The 25,958-nt window shown below is 69.9% G+C and carries 24 protein-coding genes and 4 pseudogenes; 12 read left to right on the plus strand and 16 right to left on the minus strand.

Features of this window, described 5'->3' with window-relative positions:
- Positions 1-73: 73 nt before the first annotated feature.
- The 4 genes and pseudogenes from OG202_RS43055 to OG202_RS46685 form a co-directional block, all read right to left on the minus strand.
- Positions 74-466 carry a VOC family protein gene (locus OG202_RS43055; protein WP_326574300.1) on the minus strand — a complete coding sequence of 131 codons (393 nt, stop codon included), beginning with the start codon at positions 464-466 and terminating at the stop codon, positions 74-76.
- 575 nt (positions 467-1,041) lie between these two features.
- Positions 1,042-2,163, minus strand: coding sequence for a lipid II:glycine glycyltransferase FemX (locus OG202_RS43060; RefSeq protein WP_328224520.1), 1,122 nt, complete (start codon positions 2,161-2,163; stop codon positions 1,042-1,044).
- 171 nt (positions 2,164-2,334) lie between these two features.
- The gene (locus OG202_RS43065) at positions 2,335-4,098 is read right to left on the minus strand and encodes a hydroxysqualene dehydroxylase (RefSeq protein ID WP_327726585.1); all 1,764 of its coding nucleotides are present in this window, start codon (positions 4,096-4,098) and stop codon (positions 2,335-2,337) included.
- Positions 4,099-4,241: 143 nt separating this feature from the next.
- Positions 4,242-4,362: pseudogene (locus tag OG202_RS46685) on the minus strand (transposase family protein); the annotation flags it as partial.
- Between the two features lie 352 nt (positions 4,363-4,714).
- Here OG202_RS46685 and OG202_RS46690 point away from each other — a divergent pair.
- The 5 genes and pseudogenes from OG202_RS46690 to OG202_RS46695 all read left to right on the plus strand — a co-directional run.
- Positions 4,715-4,879: a hypothetical protein gene (locus tag OG202_RS46690; protein WP_405896150.1), complete on the plus strand. Its 165-nt coding sequence runs from the start codon at positions 4,715-4,717 to the stop codon at positions 4,877-4,879.
- A gap of 349 nt (positions 4,880-5,228) precedes the next feature.
- A pseudogene (locus OG202_RS43075) lies at positions 5,229-5,348 on the plus strand (IS5/IS1182 family transposase); the annotation flags it as partial.
- Positions 5,349-5,437: 89 nt separating this feature from the next.
- The gene (locus tag OG202_RS43080; protein ID WP_326584620.1) at positions 5,438-5,725 is read left to right on the plus strand and encodes a transposase; all 288 of its coding nucleotides are present in this window, start codon (positions 5,438-5,440) and stop codon (positions 5,723-5,725) included.
- Positions 5,726-5,739: 14 nt separating this feature from the next.
- A pseudogene (locus tag OG202_RS43085) lies at positions 5,740-6,639 on the plus strand (IS3 family transposase); the annotation flags it as partial.
- 32 nt (positions 6,640-6,671) lie between these two features.
- Positions 6,672-6,905: pseudogene (locus tag OG202_RS46695) on the plus strand (transposase); the annotation flags it as partial.
- A 141-nt stretch (positions 6,906-7,046) separates the two neighbouring features.
- On the opposite strand, the gene OG202_RS43095 reads toward OG202_RS46695, so the two are convergent.
- From OG202_RS43095 to OG202_RS43110, 4 genes are read right to left on the minus strand one after another with little or no spacing between them, the layout of a single operon-like run.
- Positions 7,047-7,973: a sugar phosphate isomerase/epimerase family protein gene (locus tag OG202_RS43095; RefSeq protein ID WP_328224521.1), complete on the minus strand. Its 927-nt coding sequence runs from the start codon at positions 7,971-7,973 to the stop codon at positions 7,047-7,049.
- A complete protein-coding gene (locus OG202_RS43100; protein WP_327726583.1) occupies positions 7,970-8,242 on the minus strand; it encodes a hypothetical protein in 273 nt (90 codons plus the stop codon). The genes OG202_RS43095 and OG202_RS43100 overlap by 4 nt, the downstream gene beginning before the upstream one ends.
- 52 nt (positions 8,243-8,294) lie before the next feature.
- Positions 8,295-9,056 (minus strand): nuclear transport factor 2 family protein, encoded by a 762-nt coding sequence (locus tag OG202_RS43105; protein WP_327726582.1) that lies wholly within the window; start codon positions 9,054-9,056, stop codon positions 8,295-8,297.
- Complete coding sequence (locus OG202_RS43110; RefSeq protein ID WP_328224522.1) at positions 9,053-9,610, minus strand: DsbA family protein; 558 nt, start codon at positions 9,608-9,610, stop codon at positions 9,053-9,055. Before OG202_RS43110 ends, OG202_RS43105 begins: the two co-directional genes overlap by 4 nt.
- A 121-nt stretch (positions 9,611-9,731) precedes the next feature.
- On the opposite strand from OG202_RS43110, the gene OG202_RS43115 reads away from it, so the two are divergent.
- A complete protein-coding gene (locus tag OG202_RS43115) occupies positions 9,732-10,628 on the plus strand; it encodes a helix-turn-helix transcriptional regulator (RefSeq protein ID WP_327726580.1) in 897 nt (298 codons plus the stop codon).
- Positions 10,629-10,894: 266 nt separating this feature from the next.
- On the opposite strand, the gene OG202_RS43120 is transcribed toward OG202_RS43115, so the two are convergent.
- Together OG202_RS43120 and OG202_RS43125 are read right to left on the minus strand one after the other, a co-directional pair.
- On the minus strand, positions 10,895-11,113 hold the full coding sequence (locus tag OG202_RS43120; RefSeq protein WP_327726579.1) for an HAD-IA family hydrolase: 219 nt from the start codon (positions 11,111-11,113) through the stop codon (positions 10,895-10,897).
- Between the two features lie 5 nt (positions 11,114-11,118).
- A complete protein-coding gene (locus tag OG202_RS43125) occupies positions 11,119-11,358 on the minus strand; it encodes a hypothetical protein (RefSeq protein WP_328224523.1) in 240 nt (79 codons plus the stop codon).
- Positions 11,359-12,534: 1,176 nt separating this feature from the next.
- Between OG202_RS43125 and OG202_RS43130 the strand changes: the two genes are divergently transcribed.
- Positions 12,535-12,828: a hypothetical protein gene (locus tag OG202_RS43130; RefSeq protein ID WP_326574263.1), complete on the plus strand. Its 294-nt coding sequence runs from the start codon at positions 12,535-12,537 to the stop codon at positions 12,826-12,828.
- Between the two features lie 60 nt (positions 12,829-12,888).
- Here OG202_RS43130 and OG202_RS43135 read toward each other — a convergent pair whose 3' ends face one another.
- Genes OG202_RS43135 through OG202_RS43145 form a run of 3 tightly spaced genes read right to left on the minus strand, consistent with a single transcriptional unit; the run spans position 12,889 to position 15,460 of the window.
- The gene (locus tag OG202_RS43135) at positions 12,889-13,533 is read right to left on the minus strand and encodes a 3-oxoacid CoA-transferase subunit B (RefSeq protein WP_328224787.1); all 645 of its coding nucleotides are present in this window, start codon (positions 13,531-13,533) and stop codon (positions 12,889-12,891) included.
- A gap of 56 nt (positions 13,534-13,589) precedes the next feature.
- Positions 13,590-14,261, minus strand: a complete 672-nt coding sequence (locus tag OG202_RS43140; RefSeq protein ID WP_326574262.1) for a 3-oxoacid CoA-transferase subunit A — start codon at positions 14,259-14,261, stop codon at positions 13,590-13,592.
- Positions 14,258-15,460, minus strand: coding sequence for a thiolase family protein (locus OG202_RS43145; RefSeq protein WP_328224525.1), 1,203 nt, complete (start codon positions 15,458-15,460; stop codon positions 14,258-14,260). Before OG202_RS43145 ends, OG202_RS43140 begins: the two co-directional genes overlap by 4 nt.
- 82 nt (positions 15,461-15,542) lie before the next feature.
- On the opposite strand from OG202_RS43145, the gene OG202_RS43150 reads away from it, so the two are divergent.
- Positions 15,543-16,430, plus strand: coding sequence for a LysR family transcriptional regulator (locus OG202_RS43150; RefSeq protein ID WP_328224526.1), 888 nt, complete (start codon positions 15,543-15,545; stop codon positions 16,428-16,430).
- Positions 16,431-16,646: 216 nt separating this feature from the next.
- Here the strand turns inward: OG202_RS43150 and OG202_RS43155 are convergent, their stop codons facing one another.
- Positions 16,647-17,360 carry an IclR family transcriptional regulator gene (locus OG202_RS43155; RefSeq protein WP_328224788.1) on the minus strand — a complete coding sequence of 238 codons (714 nt, stop codon included), beginning with the start codon at positions 17,358-17,360 and terminating at the stop codon, positions 16,647-16,649.
- A gap of 442 nt (positions 17,361-17,802) precedes the next feature.
- Here OG202_RS43155 and OG202_RS43160 point away from each other — a divergent pair, with 442 nt between their 5' ends.
- The 4 genes from OG202_RS43160 to OG202_RS43175 all read left to right on the plus strand — a co-directional run bounded on the left by OG202_RS43160 (position 17,803) and on the right by OG202_RS43175 (position 23,563).
- Positions 17,803-18,942 (plus strand): maleylacetate reductase, encoded by a 1,140-nt coding sequence (locus tag OG202_RS43160; RefSeq protein ID WP_328224790.1) that lies wholly within the window; start codon positions 17,803-17,805, stop codon positions 18,940-18,942.
- The gene (locus OG202_RS43165; protein ID WP_328224527.1) at positions 18,942-19,895 is read left to right on the plus strand and encodes a dioxygenase family protein; all 954 of its coding nucleotides are present in this window, start codon (positions 18,942-18,944) and stop codon (positions 19,893-19,895) included. The genes OG202_RS43160 and OG202_RS43165 overlap by 1 nt, the downstream gene beginning before the upstream one ends.
- Entirely contained in the window at positions 19,892-21,112 is a 1,221-nt protein-coding gene (locus OG202_RS43170; RefSeq protein WP_328224528.1) for an FAD-dependent monooxygenase, read from the plus strand. Before OG202_RS43165 ends, OG202_RS43170 begins: the two co-directional genes overlap by 4 nt.
- Before the next feature lie 213 nt (positions 21,113-21,325).
- Positions 21,326-23,563, plus strand: a complete 2,238-nt coding sequence (locus tag OG202_RS43175; protein WP_328224529.1) for a SpoIIE family protein phosphatase — start codon at positions 21,326-21,328, stop codon at positions 23,561-23,563.
- Positions 23,564-23,591: 28 nt separating this feature from the next.
- Here OG202_RS43175 and OG202_RS43180 read toward each other — a convergent pair whose 3' ends face one another.
- Positions 23,592-24,596 (minus strand): PDR/VanB family oxidoreductase, encoded by a 1,005-nt coding sequence (locus tag OG202_RS43180; RefSeq protein ID WP_328224530.1) that lies wholly within the window; start codon positions 24,594-24,596, stop codon positions 23,592-23,594.
- Entirely contained in the window at positions 24,593-25,684 is a 1,092-nt protein-coding gene (locus OG202_RS43185; protein WP_326574254.1) for an aromatic ring-hydroxylating dioxygenase subunit alpha, read from the minus strand. Before OG202_RS43185 ends, OG202_RS43180 begins: the two co-directional genes overlap by 4 nt.
- Between the last annotated feature and the right edge of the window lie 274 nt (positions 25,685-25,958).

A 25,958-nucleotide genomic window follows, 5' to 3' on the forward strand; every position in this document is an offset into this window, starting at 1 on the left:
ACCGTGGGGTATCCGACCTTGTTCCGGCAGCCGGAGAGCGACATCCGAGCAATGCCGCACGGGGCCCCGATCGTCAGTGCTCCTGGAGCACGGAGAGAACGTTCCCGGCGGGGTCGGTGAACCAGGCGATCGCCGCAGGACCGCCGTCACCGACCCGGACGACGCCCTTCCCGTCATGGTCGAATCCGGGATAGCGCTCAAGGTTCACACCGCGCCGCTCCAGTTCATCGACGGCGGCCTCGATGTCGTCCACAGGAAAGTTGAGAATCGTGAACGTTGCGGGGACGTGCGTCTCCTTCGGGTAGACGAAGACGCGCGCGCCGCTGCCGAGTGTGAGGGTCAGCATCCCCATGTCCCCCTGCCCGGTCTCCTCCACCTGGAGACCGAGGGTCTCACCGTAGAACCGGCGGGCCTCGCCAAGGTCGTCGACCGCGAAGCCGCTGAACGCCTGCGACTGTCCGAACATGCCGTGTGTCTCCTTCACGGGTGAGCCGTCACAAGCTCTCAGGGCACACCACACGCACCACGGTCAACAGCACGCCGCGCGGTCGACACCCGGATGGTCGTGCGCCCTTCACCCTCACGAAGCGATGGCCGGCCGCCGCCTGTGCTCCGCAGACGGACAGTCACCGGAGCCGATCACCATCGGCCCCGCACAGACCGACGCTGAAATCGCAAGCCGCGCCGAGCCGGGCCCGCACCCCGCCGCAGGTCAGCGCATCGGCCTGGAAGGGGACGGTGGATCTTCTCCGGCCGCGTCCTGGGTCCGATCGCCTCCCCTCCGAGTCAGAGGTGTCTCTACGCCGTTGGCGACCCCATCAGGGCCCGGTGCCGGCCGACTTCGCCCAGGAGGCGCTCGACTTCGGCTGACCCGACGACAGCGGGGCCGGACTGGGTCGCCCTGTCCACGCGAGTGCCACCCCGCACGACCGACAGGCCGACTCACCCGCCCGCAGTCGGCGTTCCACGCTCACCGCTCACCGCTCACCGCTCACCGCTCACCGCATCGGCGTCGACGATCGGCACGAGGCGGCCCCGGTGTCAGCGGCGGGACATGTAGAGGGCGAGGGCCTTGTGCAGCACCTTGTTGAGCGGGAAGTCCCACTCACCGAGGTATTCGACGGCCTCGCCGCCGGTGCCGACCTTGAACCGCAACAGTCCCAGCAGGTGGTTGCTCTCTTCCAGGGTGTCGGTGATGCCCCGGAAGTCGTAGACACCGGCGCCGAGCGCGTGGGCGTCGCTCATCATCCGCCACTGAATGGCGTTGTTCGGCTGGACCTCGCGCTTGCGACTGGTGGAGGCGCCGTAGGAGTACCAGACGTGCTCGCCGACCATCAGCATCGTGGCCGCCGCGAGCACCTCGCCCTCGTGGTGGGCGAGGTAGAGGCGCATGCGGTCCGGGTCCTCAGCTGTCAACGCGGTCCACATCCGCTGGAAGTAGGCCAGCGGGCGGGGAAGGAACCGGTCCCGCTCGGCGGTCTCCACGTAGACGCCGTAGAAGGCGGGCAGGTCCTCGTAGTCGCCCTGGACGACCTTGACGCCGGTCTTCTCCGCCTTCTTGATGTTGCGGCGCCACTGCTGGTTGAGACCCTGCTGGACCTCCTCCAACGACCGCCCGGCGAACGGCACTTGGAAGACGTAGCGCGGCTGTCCCGCGGCGAAGCCGTCCTCGCCGCCGGGCTCTGTCCGCTGCCAGCCCATCCGGCGCAGCCGGTCGGCGAGGTCGAGGGCCCGCGGCTCGTGCACGGTCGCCTCCACGTCCCGCAGCCGCCCCGCACGCGGGTCGGCGATCGCGGCCTTGACCGCCTCGGCACTCCAGCGGCGGGCCACCACGGGCGGCCCCATCTTCACCGAGAACGCCCCCTGCTCCTTCAAGTACGCCAGCATCGGCTCAAGCCACCGCTGAAGATCCGGCGCAGCCCAGTCGATGACCGGCCCCTCGGGCAAGTAGGCGAGGTACCGCTTCAGCTTCGGCAACGGCCGCAGCAGCACCAGTCCCACGCCGACGAGACGGTCGCTCTCGTCGAACCAGCCCAGGCTCTCCGCCCGCCAGTCCGGCTTCACGTCGCCCCACAAAGGAACCTGCATGTGACTCACCGCAGGCCGGGCCCGCACGAATGTCAGATGATCCTCGCGGGTGATCGCCTTCAGGCGAAAGCTCATGCGCAGGGCTCCTTTGCTCGACGCACAAGCCTACTGAGGCATACGGCACGTCCAGGTCCTTCACACACCCGCTGTCGTCGTGCGCGAAGCGGGAACAGGCCGCCGGCAAGATCACAGATCATGCTCATCGCGCGTGTCGCGAACCCGATGCCTCATCACCATGCGGAGATGTCAACCGACGTCGAAGAGATTCGGCAGGCGGAGGAGGTAACGGGTGCGGTCGTGGCGTTTGAGTGCCTCGAACTCGGGGGCCCGGTACAGCGGGGTGATGGTGCATCGTTCGGCGGCCGAACCGATCTCGTCCAGCAGGGCGTTGACTGCCTGCCGGGCCGAGGTGTTGGCGCCTTCCATGGTGGCCAGGTCGATGGGCACGGCCACATAGTCGCCGGACAGGAAGAGGTTGGGGATCTTCGTGGCCGACCGCGGACGGTGGTGAAAGGTCCCCGTCGGGTGGATCAGCAACTGTTCCTCGTTGGCCGGGTTCGGAGTACCGAGTCCGGTCACGGCCGGATCGAGGAACCAGGAGTGCAGCACGGAGTCCTTCAGGACCGTACGGCCGCTGTCGTTGAGCGCCGCCTTCAACTGCGCCCACACCTCGCGGGCGACTTCGGCGCGGGTGCACTGCTTGGCCGTCTTGCCGTACAGGATGCCCGGCCGGTCCCACTCGGAGACGTCGACGGACAGGCAGTCCGCGACCGTCCCGTCACCGAAGTCGGCGGGGAAGTCGTGGCCCGGCCAGTGCTGGGCCTGGGCGATCGCGGTGAGCGACCAGGGTGAGTCGATGAGGTCGAGATGGCCGTGCAGGATCGGCGTACGTTCGGTCAGATAGAACTGAATGCCGGTCATCCAGTCCGTCTCCAGCCGGTCGCACGCGGCCAGTTGAGGATCGGCGGCGCGCACGGCGGAGTTCCAGGTGCGGCGGGCGTGCTCGACCGGCATGGCCGAGATGTAGTGGTCGGCGGTGACGGTCCGGCGGGCACCTTCCGGATCCTCCACGACGGCCCCGGCGACCCGGCCCGCGTCCAGGGTCAGGTCCCGTACGGTCCAGCCGATGTGGAACTCGACCCCGAGTGACGTCAGATAGGTCACCCAGGGGTCGATCCAGGCCTCGTTGGTGGGCGCGTTGAGGATCCGGTCCAGCGGTCCGTCCGCGCCCCGCCCCAGGAGGTTGAAGGCGAACGCCTCCAGTAGCGTGCCGACCGTACGGGTGCTGGCCTCCTCCGCCTTGGTGGCCACGATGTTGCGGGTGATACCGACGGCGAGGATCCGTTGGTAGTCGTACGACATCCGCCCGGCCCGTACGAACTCCCACCACGGCGTCTGCTCCCAGGTGTCGTCGCGGCGTTCGTCGCAGCTGGTGAGGAAGACCAGGAGGCGGTTGGCGAAGTAGAGGGCCTCGTGGAGGGGGAGGTTGAAGGCGGTGTCCAGGACGGAGGTGAGGGCCCGGCGGATTTCGTCGGGGGTGAGTTCGGCCGGGGTGCTGTCGGGCCAGGGAAGCGGGATCCGGATGTCCTCGCGGCCGCCCGAGCGGGCGAACAGCATCTCCTTGGGGGCGACGAGGTTGTCGTGGACGCCGTTGGGGTTGCCGGGGAAGGGGATGCGCCGCATGGTGTCGGGCAGGTTGTGATAGATCCCCGGGATGAAGCGGAAGCCGTGCTCTCCGGGCAGAGGATCGCGCCCGCCCGTGCTGCTGTCCGGCACGTCCATGCTGCGGGCCTTGCCGCCCAGGGCCTTGCGTTCGTAGACCGTGACCCGGAAGCCGCGTTCGGCGAGTTCGTGCGCCGCCGTGAGCCCGGCGACGCCCCCGCCCAGTACGGCCACGGTGTGTGGGGTGGCGCCGCTCCGGGCCGCGGCCTGCTGAGGCGTTCCGAGGGCGATTCCGCCGCCGGCGACCGCGGCCGCACTGAGGAACCCTCTGCGTGTGGTGCCGCTCATCCCCACCCCTTACCTTCGGTAACCGTTGGCGCACGAGGATAGGAGCGACGCACCGATCTCGGAAGGCGACCGACGGCGCGGGGATCACTTTGGCTTGATGCCGCATCACCACGACGCCACGCGACGGCGTGCGGCGAAGGTATTCCTCGTCGCTGGATCACCCGGCACGCAGTGGCAGGCAGACCCCGAACAGCGGCGCGAGCTGCCGTATGGTCAGGTCCGGTAGTAGACAGCCACCGTCAGTACCCGGTCGGTAGGCGGCAGACAGCACGCCGCCCGATCCGGGATCCGTCGCCACCCCGCGCGCGACGAACTCGACGACGTTGTCGGCGACCGCCCGGAGAACGGGACTGTCCAAGACGGCTCCGACACCGTGATCACATCGGCCACCTCGAGATCCGTCCACCGCGGCTGATCCCTCCGGCCCGTGAGGGGCGGGGGCCGGTCACGAAAGCGAGGACGTCGCGGACCGCTTCGAGCAGGCTGCCGAAGTGACGCTGCGCGCCGTCCACCGCCCCTGCAACCTCCGCTGGCCGAACGCGGCATCGACTTGTCCTCCAGCCAGGTCTACCGGCTGGTGACTGAGCGACCCGAGCGACTGAGCCTGAAAGTTCTCATGGCCTTGCTGGACATCCTGGACTGCTCGATGGACGACCTCATCGAGCCAGTAGCGTCGGCCTCCTCGACTGCCAAGCCGAAGCGGGCAGTCGGCGACGCCGACACCAGCGTCGGGTCGTTCCGCCCCAAGCGGGCCCGGATCGTCCCGCGGCCAGAGACGTGACCCAGCCCGACCGGGTCCTCACTGACCCCCTGCGGCACCATCGTGGACATCGTCGCGCCCGTCGAGCCTGATCTGACTGTGGAGTAAATCCGGGACGCGGTGCCCGTACAACTGACACGGTGGCTGTGAGGACACCGCGCCGGCGGTGACCGAAAGCCGTTTTCGCCGCTGATGGACCAGGGTCTGTCCGGCGCGCTCCCGCTCCGGGGGTGGCCGCGCACTGCCGTGTCGTGATCAACCTGCTGGCCGCGGGTCTGCCGGGTGCGCAGCCATTAAGGGGTCCTTGCAGAAAGATCGTGTTGTGGCACGGTGGAGATGTACGTGATCCCGTCTTTTGTGGGGTGCGACCATGGCGCGGCGGAAGCCGTGGGAGGTCAGTGACGAGTTGTGGGCGGTGATCGAGCCGCTGTTGCCGAAGCATGAGCGGCGGTTCCGGTACCCGGGGCGCAAGCGGATCGATGACCGCAAGATGAAGCTCCCCCCTTGACCTGGACAGCCTGATACTGGGACGGAAGGTCCCGGAGGAAGCAGTCACAGGTAGTGAGCAAGAAGAGCAACATGAGCAAGCGGTACACGGCCGAGTTCAAACGCGACGCCGTCGCGCTGGCGCTGTCGTCGGACAAGACGGTCACCGAGGTCGCCCGGGACCTGGGGGTGAGCCCGGAGGGTCTGCGTGGCTGGGTGAAGCAGGCCAAGGCCGACCGGGGCGAGGGGCCCGCCGGGACTCTGACCAGCGCCGAGCGGGAAGAACTCGCCCAGCTGCGGCGTAAGGTCCGCGAGCTGGAGAAGACGGTCGACATCCTGGGAAAAGCGACCGCCTTCTTCGCGCAGGACAAGATGAGGTAGACACCGCCACGCGGTGCCGCTTCATCGACGCGGAGAAGACATCGGACGACAATCACGCAGGTCACAGCGTCGCGCTGCTGTGCCGTGCGCTCGGAGTGCCGCGCTCTACCTACTACGCGCACCGGGCGGCCGCGTCAGCGCGCCGGGTCGCGCGGCGCGAGGAGGAACGCCTGGTGGACGAGATCCGGGTGCTCCACGCCGGATCGCGCGGCGCCTACGGGGCCCCGCGGATCCACGCCGCCCTGCGGCGGGCCGGGCGGGCGGTGAACCCGAAGAGGGTCGAGCGGCTGATGCGCAAGTACCGGATCGTCGGGATCACCCGCCGCCGGCGTCGGGGCCTGACCAGGCAGGCCAGGCGGGCGGTGTTCGCCGCCGACCTGATCGGCCGGGACTTCACCGCCCCCCGTCCCGGGATGCGGCTGGTCGGTGACATGACCGAACTCGTCACACGGGAAGGGAAGTTGTATCTGGCGACCTGCATTGATCTCGCGACGCGGGAGGTGATCGGCTGGGCGATGGCCGACCACCACCGCGCCGAGCTGCCGGTCGCCGCCCTGCGGATGGCGGCCGGACGCGGTGGTCTGGAGGACGGCTGCATCATGCACACCGACCGCGGCAGCGAATACACGAGTGATGAATTCCGCACCGAGATACGCAAGTTGCGCATGCGACAGTCGATGGGACGTGTCGGCTCTTGTTACGATAACGCTGCTGCGGAAAGCTGGTTCGCCGTCCTGAAAGCGGAGATCGGAACCACCGTCTGGGAGACCCGCGAGGCCGCCCGGGCCGACGTCTTCCGCTACATCGAGATCGAGTACAACCGCAGCCGACTCCGCAGACACCCCGAGCATGGGTACGTCACCCCACTCGAAACGAGAACCTTGCTCAGGCAAGACCTCACCCCCGCAGCGTAAACACCCGCTGTCCAGGGCCCGGGGGGAACTTCAAGACGCTCCAGGGTGTGCTGTTCGTCCTCTACACAGGTGTCCAGTGGGAGTTCCTGCCGCAGGAGTTGGGGTTCGGTTCCGGTCCTACCTGCTGGCGGTGGCTGGCCGAGTGGCAGGAGGCCGGGGTATGGGAGGCACTCCAGCGGGTGCTGCTGGACGGGCTACGGGCGGCGGACCGTCTCGACTTCTCGCGCGCCACCATCGATGCCTCTCATGTGCAGGCCAAGCGGGGGTTGTGAGCCGGGGCAGGTCCTTGTCCCACCAGTCCCAGATCTCCACCGCGCGGAACCCGGAGTCGGCCGCGGCGCGTGCCCGGTCGTCGAGCGGCCGGTCGCCTTCGGGGAACATCAGCTCGATGCAGGCGGAGAAGTCGATCACGCGAGGGCCTTCCTCGCCACAGCCGTACCCGCCCTGAGCGCGGCGACGGGATCGGCCGCCTCGTCCAGTTCGATGAGTATCGTGCCGGCGCCGGGTGTTCGGGACATCGCGTCGGCCCATCCTTTCCAGTCGACGATGCCCGTGCCGAGTTCGGTCATGTAGGGCTGCTGCTGGGCAAAGACCGTTTCGTCGATGGTGAGTTCGACGTCGATGGGCTTTACCGCGTCCTTCCAGTGCACCAGGGTGATGCGTGGCGCGTGACGGCGTGCCACGGCGACGGGGTCGCCGCCGCCGAGGGCGATGTGGCAGGAGTCGGGGCACAGCCAGACGTAGCGCGGGTCGGTCAGGGCCATGAACAGGTCGATGTCGCGCTCGTACCAGAGCGTGCTGTTGGACTCCGTGTGGAAGGCGAGCCGCACGCCCTGTCGGCTGACGGCCTCGCCGACCATGTGCGCGATGTCGGCCATGCGGGTCATGTACGCGGCGTCGACGAAGAAGGGCGGGCGCGTCCCGAACGTCGTACGCATGGGCAGTCCGGCGACGAGAAGGTCCGCCCCGACCTCGGCGAGGAAGGCCACGCGCCGTTCGGTGTCGGCGACGATCGCGGGCAGGTTGTCGCCGCGGCGCCAGTCGGGGGCGTCGCTGTCCGCGGTGAACGCGCTGACGACGGACAGGCCCCGGCCCGCCAGCTCGCGCCGGAAGGCGGGCGCGCTGCCGAACGCCCGCAGGGCGGACTCGATGTCGCCTGGTGCGAAGGTCAGCTCGATACCCGTCACACCGGCCTCGGTGAGCGCTTCCATCACCCGGTCCCAGAAGTCTTCGGGGTTCGCCGACGCCCAGTCGCGTACGGCGTCGGCGGAGGTGAGCCCCCAGAAGTCCGGGTGGTAGAAGGTGACCACGTCGGTGGCGAAACGCGGTGTCACGGCTGTCGTTCGGCACCGCCACGGGCGTTGTAGACGACGATGCCGTCGGCCGAGTCGACGGCCTTGCGGTAGTTGCGGAACACGGCCAGCGCCTCGTCCCGGAGTACGTCTCCTACGACCTCCATGCCGCGTGCCTCGGCGCCCTTGGCCGGGCCTTCCAGAGTCGCGTAGCGGAGGGTGGTGCCGTCGGCCGCGTAGGTGTTGCGGAAGACGACCCCGTTGTCGACGTGGAAGATGAAGGACTTCCCGGCGTAGGTGAACTCACTCATCGCGCTTCTTTCCTTGCGGGCGGTGTGCGGCCTTGGTGCACGAACCGCCTACTCAGAACAGGCCGTTGGCGTGGGGCAGCTCGGCCGGGATCGGGGTGATGATGTCCCAGTGCTCGACGATCTTGCCGCCCTGGACGCGGAAGAGGTCGTAGTACGCGACGGGGACGCCGAACTCGCCCTCGGACTGGAGCAGGACGAACTCGCCCTCGGCGATGACCTTGTGGACGGTCTGGTAGACGAGGTTCTTGCCCTGCTCGCCCCACTTCGCGGCAGCCGCGCCGAAGCCGTCGAGGCCGTCGGCGGCCTCCGGGTTGTGCTGGTGGTACGTCTCGGTGGAGATGTAGTCGGTGAGCACCGAGTAGTCGGCGCCGACCAGGACCTTCTGCGCGAACTCGGCGACCAGGGCCCGGTTGGCCTCGGCCTCCTGGGGCGCGGTGACCTCGGTGGGGCCGTCGGTCTGCGAGCGTCCGGAAGCGGTGTCGGTGACCAGCGGGGTCAGGGCGTCCCAGTGCTCGGCGAGCCTGCCGTCGGAGTCGACGCGGAAGACGTCGAAGGCGATCAGCGGGTCGGGCCCGAAGCCGTGGTAAGTGCCGTGCAGGGCGACCAGGTCGCCGTCGGCGATCACCCGGGCGCCCTCGTAGCGGAAGCCCTCCGGCAGACCGGCGACAAGCCGGCGCAGGGCCTCGGGGCCGTCGGCGGCCAGGGTGCTGTGCTGGGTGTAGTCGGCGGCGACCCAGCGGTCCACCGCGCTCGGGTCCTTCTGGCCGAACAGTTCGCCGGCTGCGCTCAGGACGGTGTTCTTGGCGTTGCTCATGACGGTTCTCCTCGCAAGGGCAGGTCGTGGATGGGGACTTGAGGGATGGGGACTTGAGGGATGGGGACGTGAGGGATGGTCGTGGTCAGCCGCTGGTCGAGGGCGGAGGTCGGGAAGTCCAGGCCCGAACTCGCCGGCTGTGTCCCGGTAGACCTCGGTGTCGGACAGGCTGCGGCCTTCGATGGACCACGCCCGCTGCATGGCCTCGGCCGCGTCCAGTTCGCTGATGCCGGGCTGGTCGCGCAGCGCGGCCGGCCCCGCCGCCGCGGCGGCGGAGTCGAGCACGGTCGTTCCCCGCGCCAGGGCGCGGTCGTAGCCCGTGCCGAGGCGACCCCGGTCAGGCGCGTGACGGTGCCGCGTTCGGCCGACAGGTGCGGATAGGCCGCCACCGGCAGCGCCCGGGCACCGGTGTAGGGGCCGGCCGACACGACAGTGAGCCGGATGCGGTGAGCGTTGTGCTCGGCGAAGGCCCGCAGGGTGGGGCCGAAGCCGTAGTACCAGGCGCAGTACGCGTCGAAGACGTACGTCAGGGAGGCCCGTTCCGCCGTAGGCATCACATGCCCTCCTCTCTGACCAGGCTCTTACCGCTTTCCGACAACGATTGATGCCGGATGGGCTGACAGCTCCAAGCTAGAGTGGTTGAACAGGTTGAATCGGATACGATGGTGACTGGTGATGGTCAAAAACCGACATGATGTCGATCGAGGGATCCCGGAGGTCTCCTTCGCGGCGCCCGCCGGCACCCCTGCCGGGGTCGAGGTGCTGTCCCTCACCGAGCTGCGCCACCGCGTACCCGACGAGCGGCTCACGGCCCCCCAGCGCCCGGACTTCCACCACCTGGTCACCCTCACGGGCGGAACCCTCTGGCACACGGTCGACTTCACCGCCTATGCCCTCGAACCCGGCTCATGGCTGTGGGTTCGCCCCGGCCAGGTTCAGCAGTGGGGCGACCCCACCCACGCCGACGGCACCCTGATCCTGTTCCGCCAGGACTTCCTCGACCCGGCCACCACGGCCGGCGCCCACGTAGAAGACCCGCACGCGCCGATCCTGCGCAGGCCCCCGTCCGCGGACGCCCAAGCCCTGCGACTGGCCGCCGACCATCTCGCCGCGGAGTTCCACGCCCTCGGACGCCTGCCCCTGGAGATTCACACCGCGGCCCTGCGCCACCTGCTGGCCGTTCTCGTCCTGCGACTGGCCCACCTCACCGCGCCTGTCGGCAGCGCCGCCCCCGAACCCGACGCCACCTACCTCCGCTTCCGTGACGCGGTGGAAAAGGACTTCGCCCGCACCCGCCGGGTCGAGGACTACGCCGAAGCGCTCGGCTACTCGGCCCGCACCCTCGCACGCGCCACCCTCGCCTCAGCCGGCCTGGGCGCCAAGGAGTTCATCGACCGCCGTGTCGTCCTCGAAGCCAAGCGCCTCCTGGCCCACAGCGATCAGGCAGCCGCCCGAATCGCCGACCGCCTCGGCTTCTCCAGCGCCACCCACTTCAGCAAGTACTTCCGCCAGCGCACCGGCCAGACCCCGATCACCTTCCGCGAAACGGTCCGCGGGCACACCCCGGGTTGAGACATCTGTCCGGCCGTGCTCGCAGCTCTCGACACCGATGCGCTGCTGACCCACGCCTGCCGCTGCAAGAACGGAAACCGGCATACAAGGTGCCCTGGACGAGCACCTGATACTCAGGTGCTCCGTGACCTGAGACTGCGCGCGGGCGAGTTCGGCTCATAACGGCGACTGGTCCTGGGGTAGTTGCCTCATGACCGGCCTGGACGGCGCAGCACGGTGTCGCGTTTCGCGGGCGGCAGGACGGGGGCGCTGTCGCCGTCTGCGGTTCAGGACCGATCCGCCTGGGAGCCCGGCGTGTTGAGCCGCGGTGAGAGCGCCCGGCGGAGATCGTCGAGGCGGCGGTAGTGGAGGGCGGTCATCCCCGCTGCGCGGGCCGCAACGACGTTGTCTGCGGTGTCGTCGACGAACAGGCAGCGGTCGGCCTGTGTTCCGAGGCGCTCGGCGTCGATGTCGCAGAGCACGGCGTCGTAGGCGAGTTGTGGCATGTCCTTCACTCCTGCGCCGTTGATCGGCGGCTGATCTCGTCTGCGTAGATGCCCCAGTCTCCGGCGGCGGTGCGCTGCCCTTTGACGGCGACGGCGACGGCGACGGCGACGGCGACGGTGATGTCGATGTCGATGCCGAGGGCGCGGGCGCGGGCAGCGGCGGGCAGCTCGGTGGTGAGCCGTAACAGCGCGGTCGACCGGCGTTCCCCGAGCCGGATGCCGAGTCTGCGGAGCCGTTCGCCCACGGCCCACGGCCCATGCACTGGTCGGGCGGCCGGGCCGGCCTCCAGGAAGGAGCCAGTGCGAGTCTGTCCGGGCGAGGACGGCATGGCTGTCGCGGGGTGGCGGTCGGCAAGCAACCTCGCGGGGCGGGGGGCTGGACACCGCACGGGACTGCGCGGCCGGTCCGTGACTGCGGCCGGACCCCGTCCTCGGTCCGCCGCAGCACGGTCCGGTGGCCGTCCTTCTCCAGGCTTCGCCATGTCTCATGGGACAAGGGCGCTGCGAGGATCTCGGGTTCGCGTCCCGTCGCCTCAACACTCTGCGGCTTGCGGCCACAGAGTTTTCCGGGCCCTGGCCCGGGGGCCCAGGGGGCGCTTGCGACGATCGCCGGGGAGATGAGCCCCAGAGCGTCGTTGTCCTTGCCGTCCCGCATGTGGTCCAGCCAGCGTTCGTACCAGGAGAGGAAGTCCTGGGCCGAGGAGACGTTCGGGGGCCAGAAGCCGTCCGCGTTCCCGGTGAGCACGCGGCCGGTGAGGGGGCCGGTCACGCCGATGATGCACAGGTCGGTACAGCCCATCTCGATGATGTGGAGGAACAGGTCTCCTTGCAGCGCCTCCGGGTGGTCCACGTGATGGAATCCCCGCGGGGTGCCGTCCGGCGGTTGCCGGTCCATGGTGTACAGCCTGCACTCCGCCAGCGGAAGCAGACCGTAGAAGGGGCCGGCACCGCTGCCCCCGAGCTCGACAAGGAACTTTCGGTAGGCCGACGGCAGTTCGATGTGGTGTTCGCCCTCGAAGACGTCCGCCCGCGCGGAACTGATGCGCGGGCCAACGCGAAACGCGTGACGCTCGGCGCCCATCGAGTGGCTGCGCCGCACCTGGTACGGGACCTTCGCCAGCTTGGAGCGTATGCGCGATATACGGGAGTCCATCGGAGGATCTCTTCTCTCGTCCGCGGCCACTCTACGGGCCCGTCCGAAGGAGACACCTCCGGATTTCTGGAGAACCCTCCAGTCTCGGCTCCGCCGCCTGGTTCACCCGGCCTCCGCCATGGCCGGCGCCAAAGGACGTACGGAGTTTCCCAAGGCCGCGACCATGCACGGTTGAACGGGTGACGTTCTTGGTCTCGGTGGCACCGGGTTCAAGGCTGAGAGACCATGGTTCAGGGGCTCCAAGCACTCCACGCCGGGGAGCGTGATCATGAACACCAAGCCTGCCTGTGGGCCCGAGCGCGACCCTGACTTCTTCGAGGAAGTCGACAAACTGTTCGCCAAATACCCTGAGGCCGCTGACAGATATGCGGTGAAGTGCAGAAGGCTGGAGGTCGACATACTGAAAATCGACTTCAGCAAGCAGGTAGGGGTCCGGCGTATCGAGGACGGCCGCATCGTCACGGAGTTCGTCGATCGAGACAAAGCCGAGCATTCTTCCAGCGGTTGCTGCGAGTGGCCGCGCACCGACGACGGCCTCTGCAACGAGCAGTGTCAGGTTTGATTCAGGCTCCTGGGACGTCGATGGTGTCCGGGATGCAGTACGGGCCTGCTGGTTGAGGCGTCATGAGGGAGCGAGCGGCGGAGTGCTGGCGCCGTCGGCCGGTGCGAGGGGTACGTCGAGGCGTGCCGCGAGGTCGTCGTAGGTGATGCCGAAGGTTTCGAGCACGGTGGTGCCTTCGGGGCCGACACGGAACGTCGCGAGGTCGGTGTAGACACGGTCGACGCACCCCAGCCCGGTCAGCGGGTAACCGCATTCCCGTACCAGTTTGGGTGCGCCGTCCTTCGCGAAGAGGGTCATCATGACGAACACCTTCTTGGCGCCGATCGCGAGGTCCATCGCTCCGCCGACAGCCGGGATCGCGTCGGGCGCGCCTGTGTGCCAGTTGGCCAGGTCGCCGACAGCCGAGACCTGGAAGGCACCGAGCACGCAGATGTCGAGGTGGCCGCCGCGCATCATCGCGAAGGAGTCCGCGTGATGGAAGTAGGCCGCTCCGGGTAGCTCGGTGACCGGGATCTTCCCCGCGTTGGTGAGATCGGGATCCGCTTGGCCGGACTCGGCCGCGGGGCCCATGTTGAGCATGCCGTTCTCGGTGTGCAGCACCACCCCCGATCCCTCGGGGAGGTGGTCGGCGACCAGCGTGGGCTGGCCGATGCCCAGGTTGACGTAGGAGCCGTGCGGAATGTCGCGGGCCACCATGGCGGCCATCTCGTCCTTGCCCAGCGGCCCTCGGTCGAGGTGCTCCACCAGCGAAGCGATCGGGTTCACGCGCCCACTCCCGTCTGCACGACACGGTCGACGTAGATGCTCGGCGTCACGACGGTCTCGGGGTCGATCGCACCGACCTCGACGATGTCGCGGACCTGTGCCACGACCGTCGTCGCGGCGGTGGCCATGACCGGACCGAAGTTGCGGGCCGTCTTGCGGTAGACGAGGTTGCCCATCCGGTCGGCCCGGTGGGCGCCGATCAACGCGACGTCGCCCTTGATGGGGTACTCCAGGATGTGAGTGCGGCCCTCTATCTCGCGGGTCTCCTTTCCCTCCGCCAAGGGCGTACCGGCGCCCGTCGGCGAGAAGAAGGCACCGATGCCGGCGCCTGCCGCGCGCATCCGTTCGGCGAGGGTGCCCTGTGGCACCACCTCGAGCTCGATCCGTCCCGCCCGGTAGAGACGGTCGAAGACCCACGAGTCGGACTGGCGGGGAAAGGAGCACACGATCCTGCGGACCCGCCCCTTGTCCAACAGCGCGGCCAGCCCCGTGTCTCCGTTGCCGGCGTTGTTCGACACCACGGTCAGATCGGTCGCGCCCTGCCGGATGAGCGCGTCGATCAACTCGACCGGCATGCCGGCCATGCCGAACCCTCCGACCAGCACGGTCGAGCCGTCCCTGATCCCGGCCACGGCCTCATCGGCATCCGCACACACCTGAACAGTCATCGGGCCCGCTCCGTCACGTTCTCCAGGACGACCGCGAGGGCCTGTCCGACACCGATACAGATCGCGGCGACGCCCCACCGCTGCCCCGACTCGCGCAACCGCGCCGCGAGCGTGCCGATGAGCCGGCCGCCGGAGGCGCCGAGCGGATGGCCGATCGCGATCGCACCGCCCTTGGTGTTCACGATGGCCGGATCGATCTTCCAGGCGTCCACGCAGGCCAGCGACTGAACGGCGAACGCTTCGTTGAGTTCGACCGCCGACACGTCCGACCAGGAGATCCCCGCCCGTTTCAGTGCCCGATCGGCCGCCTCGACCGGCGCGAACCCGAACATCTGCGGTTCCAGTGCGGATACCCCGCGGCCCGCGATGCGGGCCAGCGGTGCGAGGCCGATGCGCGACGACGCCTCCTCCGAGCCGATCAGTACGGCGGACGCGCCGTCGCTCAGCGGTGAGGCGTTGCCGGCGGTGATGACGCCGTCGGGCCGGAACGCCGGCTTGAGGCCGGACAGCTTCTGCGGCGTGGATCCGGGCCGGATGCCCTCGTCACGGGAGAGAAGGACCTCGCCGTCCGGCGCGACGGGAACGACCAGGTCGTCGTAGAACCCCGAGTTCCAGGCTTCGTTCGCGAGCTGGTGCGATCGCGCGGCGAACTCGTCCTGCCTGCCACGGGGGACGGCGAACCGCTCGGCCAGCTGCTCGTTCGCCTCGCCCAGGGAGACGGTCCATTCCTTCGGCATGCGCTCGTTGACCAGCCGCCACCCCAGAGTGGTCGACACGGCGGTCACGTCGCCGGCGGGGAAGGCGCGTGACGGCTTCGGCAGGACCCACGGCGCACGCGTCATCGACTCCACCCCGCCCGTGAGGACGATGTCGGCGTCGCCGCTCTCGACGGCACGCGAACCGATGATCGCCGCGTCGAGCGAGGAGCCGCACAACCGGTTGACGGTCGTGGCAGGCACCGAGGTCGGCAGCCCCGCCAGCAGGACCGCCATCCGGCCGACGTTCCGGTTGTCCTCGCCCGCGCCGTTGGCGTTGCCCCAGACGACGTCGCCGATCAGCGCGGGGTCCAGGGACGGTGCCTGGGCCAGGGCTCCCGAGACGGCGACAGCGGCCAGGTCGTCGGGCCGGACTCCGGCGAGCGCTCCACCGAACCGCCCGAACGGTGTTCTCACCGCGGTGTATACGAAGCTTTCAACCATGGGATCACCGTAGGTTCCGGGATTGATCTCGTCCAATATTCAGTTCCGCTTGATTGATCAGTCTTCGAGATAAGATGTGGTCATGGAACTCCGGCATGTCCGTTACTTCCTCGCTCTCGTCGAGGAATGCCACTTCGGCCGTGCCGCCCAGCGCCTGCACGTGGCCCAGTCGGCGCTCTCCCAACAGCTCAAGCAGTTGGAGCGACAGCTCGGGACGCCGCTCTTCACCCGGTCCACACGGCGGGTGGAGCTCACTGAGGCGGGCCACCATCTGGTGCCTCACGCGCGGTCGATCCTGACCGAGGTGGAGCGGGCGGAGGATCAGATGGCACTGCTCGCCGCCGGGCGGGTCGGCCGCGTGTCCATCGGGTTCGTCGGAACCGCCACGTACGACGTCCTTCCGCGGATCGCCCGTACGGTCCGGGCACAGCTGCCCGGGGTGTCCCTGGAACTCCGCGGTGAGCTGCTCAATCCGGAACTGGTCGAAGGCCTGCTCCAGGGCACCTACGACCTCGCCCTGTTGCGCACCGGCACTCCGGTGGACGCCGCCGTGGAGGTCACCACCCTCCGGTCCGAACGGCTGGTGGCTGTCCTGCCCACCGCTCACCCCCTGGCGGGCCGCCAGGACATCGCCCTCGCGGCACTCGCCGACGAGGCGATCGTCGTCCACCCGTCGCGCGACCGCTCCTCCATGCACGGCCGGGTTCTCGCAGCGTGCGCCCGTGCGGGCTTCGAGCCCTCCGCTCTGGTCGAGGTCGGCGAGACGGCGACGATGGTCGTGTTCGTCGCCGCGGGTCACGGCGTCGCCCTGGTTCCGGAGTCGGTACAGAGTCTCCGCGTCGACGGCGTGACCTACCTGCCGCTCGTCGAGAACGAAACCGTCGACCTGGGCCTGGCGCGCCTGGCGGGCCGGAATTCACCGGCGGCCGACCAGGTCGCAGCGGTCATCGAGGCATCCGTGAGGCACTGAGCCATGCCCCGGAACGGGGCGGCAGAGCCCCGGGCGGCTCGGATCGTTTCGTGATCCGAGCGGCGGCAGCGCGGCTTGCGCAGCCTGGGGTGCAAGCGAACGCAGCCTGGGGGGCAGGCGAACGCAGCCTGGGAATCGGCTCGGCGTACTCCCGAAGAAACCGGAAGTGTGTGCATCTTGCGGGTCCGGGTGGCCAGGTAGACCCGTCAGGGGTTCTCATGTCCCGTCGCCGGACCCCAGGCCCCGGGAGATGCCCCGGCCGGCCAGTACGACCGCGGGCACCAGCAGATGGGTGCGGGCGTCGGCGCCCACCACGGACAGGGCCGCGACCACGCGGCCTTTCGAGTCGGTGACCGGCGCCGCCACCGAGTAGGCGTCCGGGCTCATCTCCTCGCGCACGACGGCGGCGCCGGTCCGCCGGCATTCCGCCAACGCCACCCGCAGTGCGGCCGGGTCGGTGACGGTCCTGGGCGTGAAGCGGGCCAGACCGTCCCGTACGACCTCGGTGAACAGCTCCGCGCCCGCGTGGGCCAGCAGTACCTGGCCGACGGCGGACGCGTGCAGGGGGAGTCGGCCGCCGACCCCGGAGACCACCGGAACCGCTCCGGTCGCGGAGATCCTTTCGACGACGAGGGCGTCGGTGCCGTCGAGGACGGCCAGTTGCACGTGCTGCTGCGTGGCGGCGTGCAGGTCTTCCATGACGGGCATCGCCCGGACCCGCAGCGGCAGTCCACGGGGATTGAGGGCGCCCAGCTCCCACAGGCGCAGGCCGATGACGTAGGCGCCGCCGGTGACGCGCTCCAGGGCTCCCCACGCCGTCAGTTCTCCGACCAGCCGATGGGCCGTGGCGTGGCGGAGGTCGGTGAGCCGGCACACCTGGGCGAGTGTCAGCTCCGGGTGTTCCGGCGTGAACGCGCCCAGGATCGCCAGGGCTCGCGAGGTGACCGTGCGGCCGCGGTCGCTGCTGTTGGCCGTTTCCGGCTCCTCTCACCCACGGTGACGGGGTTGCCGCCCGTCCCTCCTCCTGGCTCGCGGACGTATGTGCGCGCAGGAGAGTGTCCATTCACCGGACATCGTACTGACCGTCGGGGGGTCGGTGCCCCAATCTCTGTCCCGGGCCCTGAGGCCCTCATGGGATGGGCGGGACGTGGACGGCGGACCGGAACGGGACTTCGGACGGAGTCGGCTGCCTCCCTCGCGACGTGATGTCCCGGCCGGGTCCCGCCGACCGACCGGGCTCCGGACGGGGACGAGCGGTCCTACCCGATGACGAGCCGGACGCGGCCCCTGGCCGGACGAGCGAGCCGCCGCTGCCGCTGGTCGGCGACGTCGTGCCCGTCCCGCTCAAGGATGAAAGGAGTCAGACATGCCTATGACCGGGACGTCGCGAGCCCCCGGCGGCCGTGACGCCGACTCGGCGTACAGGTCGTCGACGCGGTTCGAGCACGAGACTCTGCCCCAGAGGGTGTGTTTCGCCTCGGGCGAGGCGGCGGCGACGGTACGAGCCGAGGTGCAACGGCTCGGCGCCACACGGGTGATGGTGATCGCGGCAGCCGCCGAGGCGGAGCTCGCGCAGCAGGTCACCGCCGGTCTACCGGTCGTGCTGCGGTGGAGCGAGGTGGTCATGCACGTTCCCGTGGAGGTGGCCGAGCGGGCGCGCGCCGCCGCGGCCCGAGGCCACGTGGACTGCGTGGTCAGCGTCGGTGGGGGATCCACCACCGGCTTGGCGAAGGCGATCGCGCTGACCACGGACCTGCCCCTCGTGGCCGTTCCCACCACGTACGCGGGCTCGGAGGCCACCAGTGTGTGGGGTCTCACCGAGCAGGCGCGCAAGACGACAGGCGTGGACGCGCGGGTCCTGCCGCGGTCCATCGTCTACGACGCGACCCTGACCGTGTCCTTGCCGGTACCGATGAGCGTCGCATCGGGGCTGAACGCGCTGGCGCACTGCGTCGACGCGATGTGGGGCCCCCGCGTGGATCCGATCGACCGTGCGCTGGCGGCGGAGGGAATCCGCGCGCTGGCGACCGGACTGCCCGCGGTGGTCACCGACCCGGCAGGGCTGTGGGGCCGCGAGCGGACGCTGTACGGGACCTACCTGTCGGCGGTGGCGTTCTCGTCCGCGGGTTCGGGGCTGCACCACAAGATCTGCCATGTCCTGGGCGGCATGTACGACCTGCCGCACGCCCAGACCCACGCGGTGGTGCTGCCGTACGTACTGGCGTTCAACACATCCGCCGCCCCGGAAGCCGAGCAACGGATCGCGGCCGCGTTCGGCGCGGAGTCGGCGATCGAAGGCCTGCAGCGCCTGCGGCACGACGTGGACGCGCCGAAGGCACTGCGCGACTACGGGCTGGAGGAGGCCGATGCCGACAACGCCGTGCAGGCGGTCCTGGACGTGGTCCCGGACAGCAATCCCCGTCCGGTGACGGCCCACGATCTCCGGCGCCTGCTGCGTTCGGCGTGGGCCGGCACGGACCCGAGCACGATGACCGATGGCAAGGAGGACTGATGATGAGTGGGCAGAGCGGCGACGCCGGCGCACAGGCGGCCGCTGACCAGCAGGCGCGTGAGCAGGCCCTGGTCGAGCAGGTCGTGGCCTCGTTCGAGACGGCCGAGGACCCACGGCTGAAGCAGATGATGCAGGCGCTGACCCGGCACCTGCACGCGTTCCTGCGCGAGGTGCGCCTGACCGAGGGGGAGTGGGCGTCCGCCATCGAGTTCCTCACCGCGGCCGGACACATCACCGACGACAAACGGCAGGAGTTCATCCTGCTGTCGGATGTCCTCGGGGCGTCCATGCAGACGATCGCGATCAACAACGAGGCCTACGCCAACGCGACCGAGGCGACGGTGCTCGGCCCGTTCTTCGTCGAGGGCTCGCCCGGGATCCCCCTGGGCGGGGACATCTCCTTCGGCGCCGCCGGACAGCCGTGCTGGGTCGAGGGCACGGTCACCGGCACCGACGGCGCACCCGTCCCGGGGGCACGCATCGAGGTGTGGGAAGCCGACGAGGACGGCTTCTACGACGTGCAGTACGACGACGACCGCGTGGCGGCACGGGGTCACCTCGTCGCCGACGACAACGGCCACTATCGGTTCTGGGCGATCACCCCGACCCCGTACCCCATCCCGCACGACGGCCCCGTCGGCGCGCTGCTCGCCTCCGTCGGCCGTTCCCCCATGCGCGCCTCGCACCTGCACTTCGACGTCCGGGCCGGGGGAAAGCGAACGCTGATCACCCACATCTTCGTCCGCGGCGACGAACTCCTCACCCGTGACGCCGTGTTCGGTGTCAAGGAATCGCTCATCCACGACTTCGTGGAGCACCCTGCGGGCACCCCCGCCCCCGACGGACGCGATCTCGCGGACCGTGCCTGGTCCAGCGTCCGCTTCGACATCGTCCTCGCGCCCGCGCACACCGCGGGGCCGGGCGTCGTTTCCACCGAAGGAGCCAGTGAATGACCAGCCAGGGCAAGAGATCCGCGCCGGGCCCGCGCGTGGCCGTGGTCGGCGGAGGAATCGGCGGTCTGGCCACCGCGGCGTTCCTGCACCGCGCCGGGATCGAAGCGACCGTGTACGAGCAGGCGCCCGCGCTGACCGAGGTCGGTGCCGGCCTCGTCGTCTCCCCCAACGCGGTGCGACTGCTGCGCAGCCTCGGCCGGCTGGACCGTTTTCGCGAGCGCGCGGTGCCGCTGCGGGTCGGGTGGGAGTTCCGGCGCTGGGAGAACGGGCGGGTGCTGTTCTCGCAGGATCTCGGCGAGGAATGCGAGCGGCGCTTCGGCGAGCAGAGTTACGTCGCGCACCGCGCCGATCTGCTCGACGCGGTGCGCGCGGCGGTCCCCGAGCCGTCACTGCGCCTGGGGATGCGGCTCGCCGGCCTCCACCGGATGGACGACGGCGTCGAACTGACCTTCACCGACGGATCACGGGAGTTCGCCGATGTCGTGGTCGGCGCCGACGGCGTCCACACCACGGTGGGCCGCTACGTGGCCGAAGCGGGAGCACCGCGGCTCTCGGGCATCTGTGCCTGGCGATGCCTCGTACCGGCCCAGCTCGCACCGGCCTTCGCGCGCCGTCCGGTCCAGACGCTCTGGCTGGGCCCCGATCGCCACCTGGTCCACTACCCGATCTCCGCGGGCACGCAGATCAACATCGTCGCCTTCGGGCCGGCGCACGACTGGACGACGGAGTCGTGGTCGGCGCAGGCGCGGATCGAGGACCTCCGCGCCGAGTTCGCCGGGTGGTCGGACGATCTGGGGGCGCTGCTCGCGGCCGCGGAACGCGTCGGGCGGTGGGCGCTGCTCGACCGGGACCCGCTGCCCCGCTGGACCCATGGGCCCGTCGCGCTGCTGGGAGACGCGGCGCACCCGATGTTCCCCTTCTTCGCGCAGGGAGCGGCGCAGGCGATGGAGGACGCCGCCGTTCTGGCAGGGTGCCTCGGCGACCGGCCGGAAGACCCGGCTGCCGCGCTGCGCCGCTACGAGGACATCCGCCGCCCGCGCGCCACCCGGGTGCAGCAGCTGAGCCGCGGCAGGGCGGAGAGCAACCACCTGCCCGACGGGCCGGCCCAGCGGGCCAGGGACGCGTCGTTCGCGAACGCGGACCCCTTCGCGCACAACGGGTGGATCTATGGGCACGACGCGGAGCTGACCGCGCGCGAGGCACTGACGACGCCCTGAGCGCACGTCCCGGCCGCTGTCATCGTGGGCGGAAACCGGCCGCGGCCGGCATGAGCACCAGCCGCACCGTCACCGTCACGAGCACCAGCCGCGCCGTCACCGTCACGAGCACCGGCACGAGCGCCAGCCTCACCGTCATTATGATGGTATGGGCGATTCCTTCCGAGAGTGGTGGTATCGCCGGGGCGCGTCCGTAGTCGGGCAGGAGGTGCGGTGACGGCTGAGAAGGGTGAACCCGCGAGGGGCCCCGAGCAGTCCGAGCGGCTCCGGCCCGTCTTCCCGTGGGCCCCGGGCGACGACATCTGGGGCGGCGGGGAGCGGGACACGAAGACACTGGACGTCGTCCTCGAACACGCGACGACCTGTCTGGGCGGCCTGGGTGCCATGGTGCACCGGCACGACGGTGCGGCCGGCCGGCTCCGCCTGGTCGCGGCCGGCGGGCTCGCCCGGGAACGCGCGGCAGTGTGGGCGGATCTGCTCGACCAGCAGGATGTGGCGCCCGCGCTCGCCGTACGGCGTCGTGCGTTCGTCAGCGTCGCGGGAGACAGCCTGGGCGTCGGCGCGTCCGGCACGGCGGCCGTACCCCTTCCCGGCGCCGACGGGCCGGCCGGTGTGCTGTCCGTGCTCACGGCAGAACCCGGTGAGCCCGACGAAACCCAACGGTCCCTGCTGCGCGCGTTGGCCGGGTGGGCCGGTTCGCGCCTGGGCGGTGGGACCGGGACCTCGCCCGCCTCCGGCCCGGAGGCAGGCGCCGGGCGATCACGATCAGTACGCATGGGGGAGCTGACGGCCGCACTCGCCGAGGCCGTCACCTCGCGTGACGTCGTGCGGGCCGTCGCCGAGTTCGTCCTCGCTCCCTTCGGCGCCGACGGGCTGATATTCCAGGTGCTCGAAGGGGACCGCCTGACAGTCGTCGGCGCTGCCGGGTATCCGCAGGAGTACCTCGGCATGGTCGACGGGATCACGCTCGGCGCCCATACCCCGATCCAGGACGCGGTGCGGACGCGTACTCCTCTGTTCATCGAGTCGAGAGCGGAGATCGCCGGGCGCTATCCGACGCTGAGGCGTCTGAACGACGCCTCTCCGAAGGAGGCGTGGGCCTTCTTGCCCATGATGGCCTCGGGACGGGTCATCGGCCTGTGCGTGGTGTCCTTCAGCGAGCCACGCTCCTTCAGCGACGACGAGCGCTCCTTGCTGACGGCTCTGAGCGGTCTGGTCGGTCAGTCGCTGGAGCGGGCCCGTCTGTACGACATGGAGCACGCCCGAGCCCGGGAACTGCAGCGCGGCCTGCTGCCGAGGACGCTGCCCCGCCTGCCCGCCGCCCGCGCCGCCGCCCGGTACCTGCCCGCGGGCCGGGGCGAGGAGGTGGGCGGTGACTGGTACGACCTGATTCCCCTGTCCGCCGACCGGGTCGCGATGGTGATCGGCGACGTCATGGGCCACGGCATCACCGAGGCGGCCACGATGGGCCGACTGCGCACGGCGGTACGCACCCTCGCCGACCTGGAGATGCCCCCCGACGAGCTGTTCAGCCGTCTCGACGACCTGGTCTCCGACCTCGGCGAGGACTTCTACGCCACATGCCTCTACGCCGTCTTCGACCCTGTCGCGCGCACGTGCTCGTACTCCCTCGCCGGCCACCCCCCGCCGGTCGTCGTCCAGCCCGACGGCACCGTCCACAGCCCCGACGTCGATCCGGACCCGCCCCTGGGCGCCGGTAGGCCGCCCTTCGAGACGCACCAGCTGCATCTGCCCGACGGGAGCTTTCTCGTCCTGTGCACCGACGGTCTCGTCGAATCCGCCACCCGGGACACCGACGAGGGACTGGCCCAACTGCGCCAGGTGGTCTCCCGTGCCACGGCCGACACCACCTGTTTCGAGGCCACCGACGAGGACGACGACGTCCGATGTCTGGAGGAGTTGTGCGACAAGATCGTGTCGGCTCTGCTGCCCGACCACGAACAGACGAATGACGACGCCGGCCTGCTCGTCGTCCACATCCGGTGCACCCCGGCCCGGGATGTCGCTTCCTGCATCCTCCCGGAGGATCCCCGGTCGGCCGGGCAGGCCCGGGACTACATCCGCCGACAGCTGAGCGCCTGGGGACTGGACGATCTCACGCTGACCACGGAGCTGCTGGCGAGCGAGCTGGTCGGCAACGTGGTCCGCCACTCCAAGGGCCCCGTCCGCCTCCGTCTGCTGCGCAGCCGCTCCCTGATCTGCGAGGTCTACGACGGCAGCCTCACCACCCCCCGTATCCGCCACGCCAGTCACACCGACGAAGGCGGACGTGGCCTGCAGCTCGTCGCCGCTCTCTCCCGGCGCTGGGGCGCCCGCTATCTCTCCGACGGCAAATGCATCTGGACGGAGCAGGACCTCCCGCCGTCGTACGCCGCCGAGAATCCTGAAGCCACAGGCGTTCCCGTGCCGCCTCCCCTGCCGGGAGAGTGACCGGAGGCGGCGGCCGGGTGCGTCGCTTTCAGCAGTCGATGGTGAGGGAGGCGCCCGCGACGCGGGAGACGCAGGAGCACATCGCCCGGTTCTCCGCCCGCTGATGTTCCGAGAGGAACACGTCCCGGTGATCGACCGTGCCCGTCACGTCGAGGATCGCGACCCTGCACAGGCCGCACTCGCCTCGGCGACAGTCGTACATCATCTCCACCCCGGCGCTTTCGAGGGCGTCGAGGAGGCTCGTGCCGACGGGTACGTCGAAGCTCAGCCCGCGTGCGGGAACCTCCACGCGGAACGGTGCCGCGGGAAGGGCCCCACTCGTGCCGAACGTCTCGAAGCGGAGTCCGCCGGGTGGCCTGGCGGCGCGTTCCCAGGCTGCCCGTACGGCCGACAGCAGCCCCATCGGGCCGCAGACGTACAGCACGCCCCCGTCGCCGAGGGAGGCGACGAGCTCGTCCGGGTCGACGAGGTCGCCGTCGATGTCCTCGACGACCCGCACCCTGCCGTGGTGTTCCCGCTCCAGGTCCTCGACGAAGGCCATGTGCTCGCGCGACCGGCCGGCATAGACGAGCCGATAGTCGGCGCCCCTTGCACGCAGGGCGGAGGCGAGCCCGACGATGGGTGTGATGCCGATGCCTCCGGCGAGCAGCACACTCGGTCGGCGCCCCGGGCTGAGCGGGAACCCGTCGATCGGGCCGGTGAAGGTGATCTCCGCGCCGGGGCGAAGGCCGTGCATCCACCGCGATCCTCCGCGGCCGTCCCGCTGGAGGCGTACGGCGATGCGGAGCAGCCCGTCGTCACGGCCGTGGTCCACCAGCGAGTACGAACGCGTCTCGGGCCCGCCCGGCAGGGGGACGGTGATGTCGAGATGACTGCCCGGAGGGACCGACTGAATCGGTCTGGACGGGCGCATCACCAGTTCGACGATGTCCGGCACGATTTCGGTACGTCCCACCACGACCGCGGTGTGGGCGGTGGCGCCATGCGGACCGGAACCGGGCGGCTGTGTCGAGGTGTCGGCGGCGCTCGTCATGCCGTCTCCCTCGTCGTGGACGCGACGGCGGCCAGGCGGCTCGGGGGCGTGCGGTCCCGTCCCTGTTCCCGGGCGACCTGCGCGTCGATGATCCGGCGCACCCACATCCCGCCGGCGTCGATGTTGAGGTTGTAGAACTCGTGTCCCGGGTTGGCCTCGATCGCCCGCTGCTGCGCGTTGAGCATCTCGGTGTCCTGGCCGAACACGTGCGACACGTTCTGGCGGAGCAGGGTGGTCAGGCTCTGGTCCCGGAGGTGGTAGTCGCGGGTGAAAGCCCAGAAGTAGTGGCAGGTGCCGGCGGTGGCGGGTGTCACCGTGTTGAGCACGCGGCCGTTGACGCCGGCGCTCCGGTCGCCCTCCGGCGCACCGGTTCCGGCCGGTGCGACACCGACATCGATGGTGATCGTCGAGGGAGCGGTGTAGTGGATGACCTGCCACCGGTCGACGGGCCCCTCGTAGTCGGGGTCCTTCCGGCGCAACTGCATGCCGAGGAAGGGGGGTGCCTCGATTCCGCGCATCCACCGGGTGAGCGTGACCGAACGGTCGTCGTGGGCCACCTCGGGCTCGGACTCGGAGAGCTCGTCGCTGGCGAGGCTGTCGGCGTGCAGGAACTGCTCGTGGGTGAGGTCCATGAGGTTGTCGAGGACCAGTCGGTAGTCGCAGTCGAGGACGATGCTCTCGCCGTCCCCGGCCCACTGCGGATCGTCGTTCCAGTGCAGGTCGGGGACGAGATCGGGGTCGGCCGCCGCGGGGTCGCCGAGCCAGACCCAGACGAACCTGTGCCGCTCCACGACGGGGTACGAAGCGACCGCGGCGGACGGGTTGAGGGTCTCCTGGGCAGGCATCCGGGTGCAGCGGCCGTTCGGTCCGTAGGCGAGGCCGTGATAGCCGCAGACGACGTCGTCACCGTGCAACTCGCCCATCGACAACGGCACGAGACGGTGCCAGCAGGCATCGGCGAGCGCCACCGCCTCCCCGGACGTGGTGCGGTAGAGCACGAGGGGGCGCTCGCCTATGGTGCGCGGCAGCAGGGTACGACCCAGTTCGGTGTCCCATGCCGCGGCGTACCAGGTATTCAGCGGGAACATGACGGTTCTCCTCCTCCGGGTTGGTGACGCGCCGCCCTCGCAGAGCGAGAGCGGCGACGGGGATTCGGGTGGCGTGCGATCACGACCTGCGCGGTGGGAACGGGACCGGCACGCGGCTCGAGCCGGTCTCGTTGTCACGCCACCAGGCCGGTGTCCACCTGCTCCCTCGGGGGAGGGGTGCCTCCGGTCACCGACACGCTAAGCACCCACGAGGTATGAGTCCAATGAATACTGGAAATGATTCGCAATCACATCGTCAATGGACTGTCGCCGA

Source organism: Streptomyces sp. NBC_00310, assembly GCF_036208085.1.
Taxonomy (GTDB): domain Bacteria; phylum Actinomycetota; class Actinomycetes; order Streptomycetales; family Streptomycetaceae; genus Streptomyces.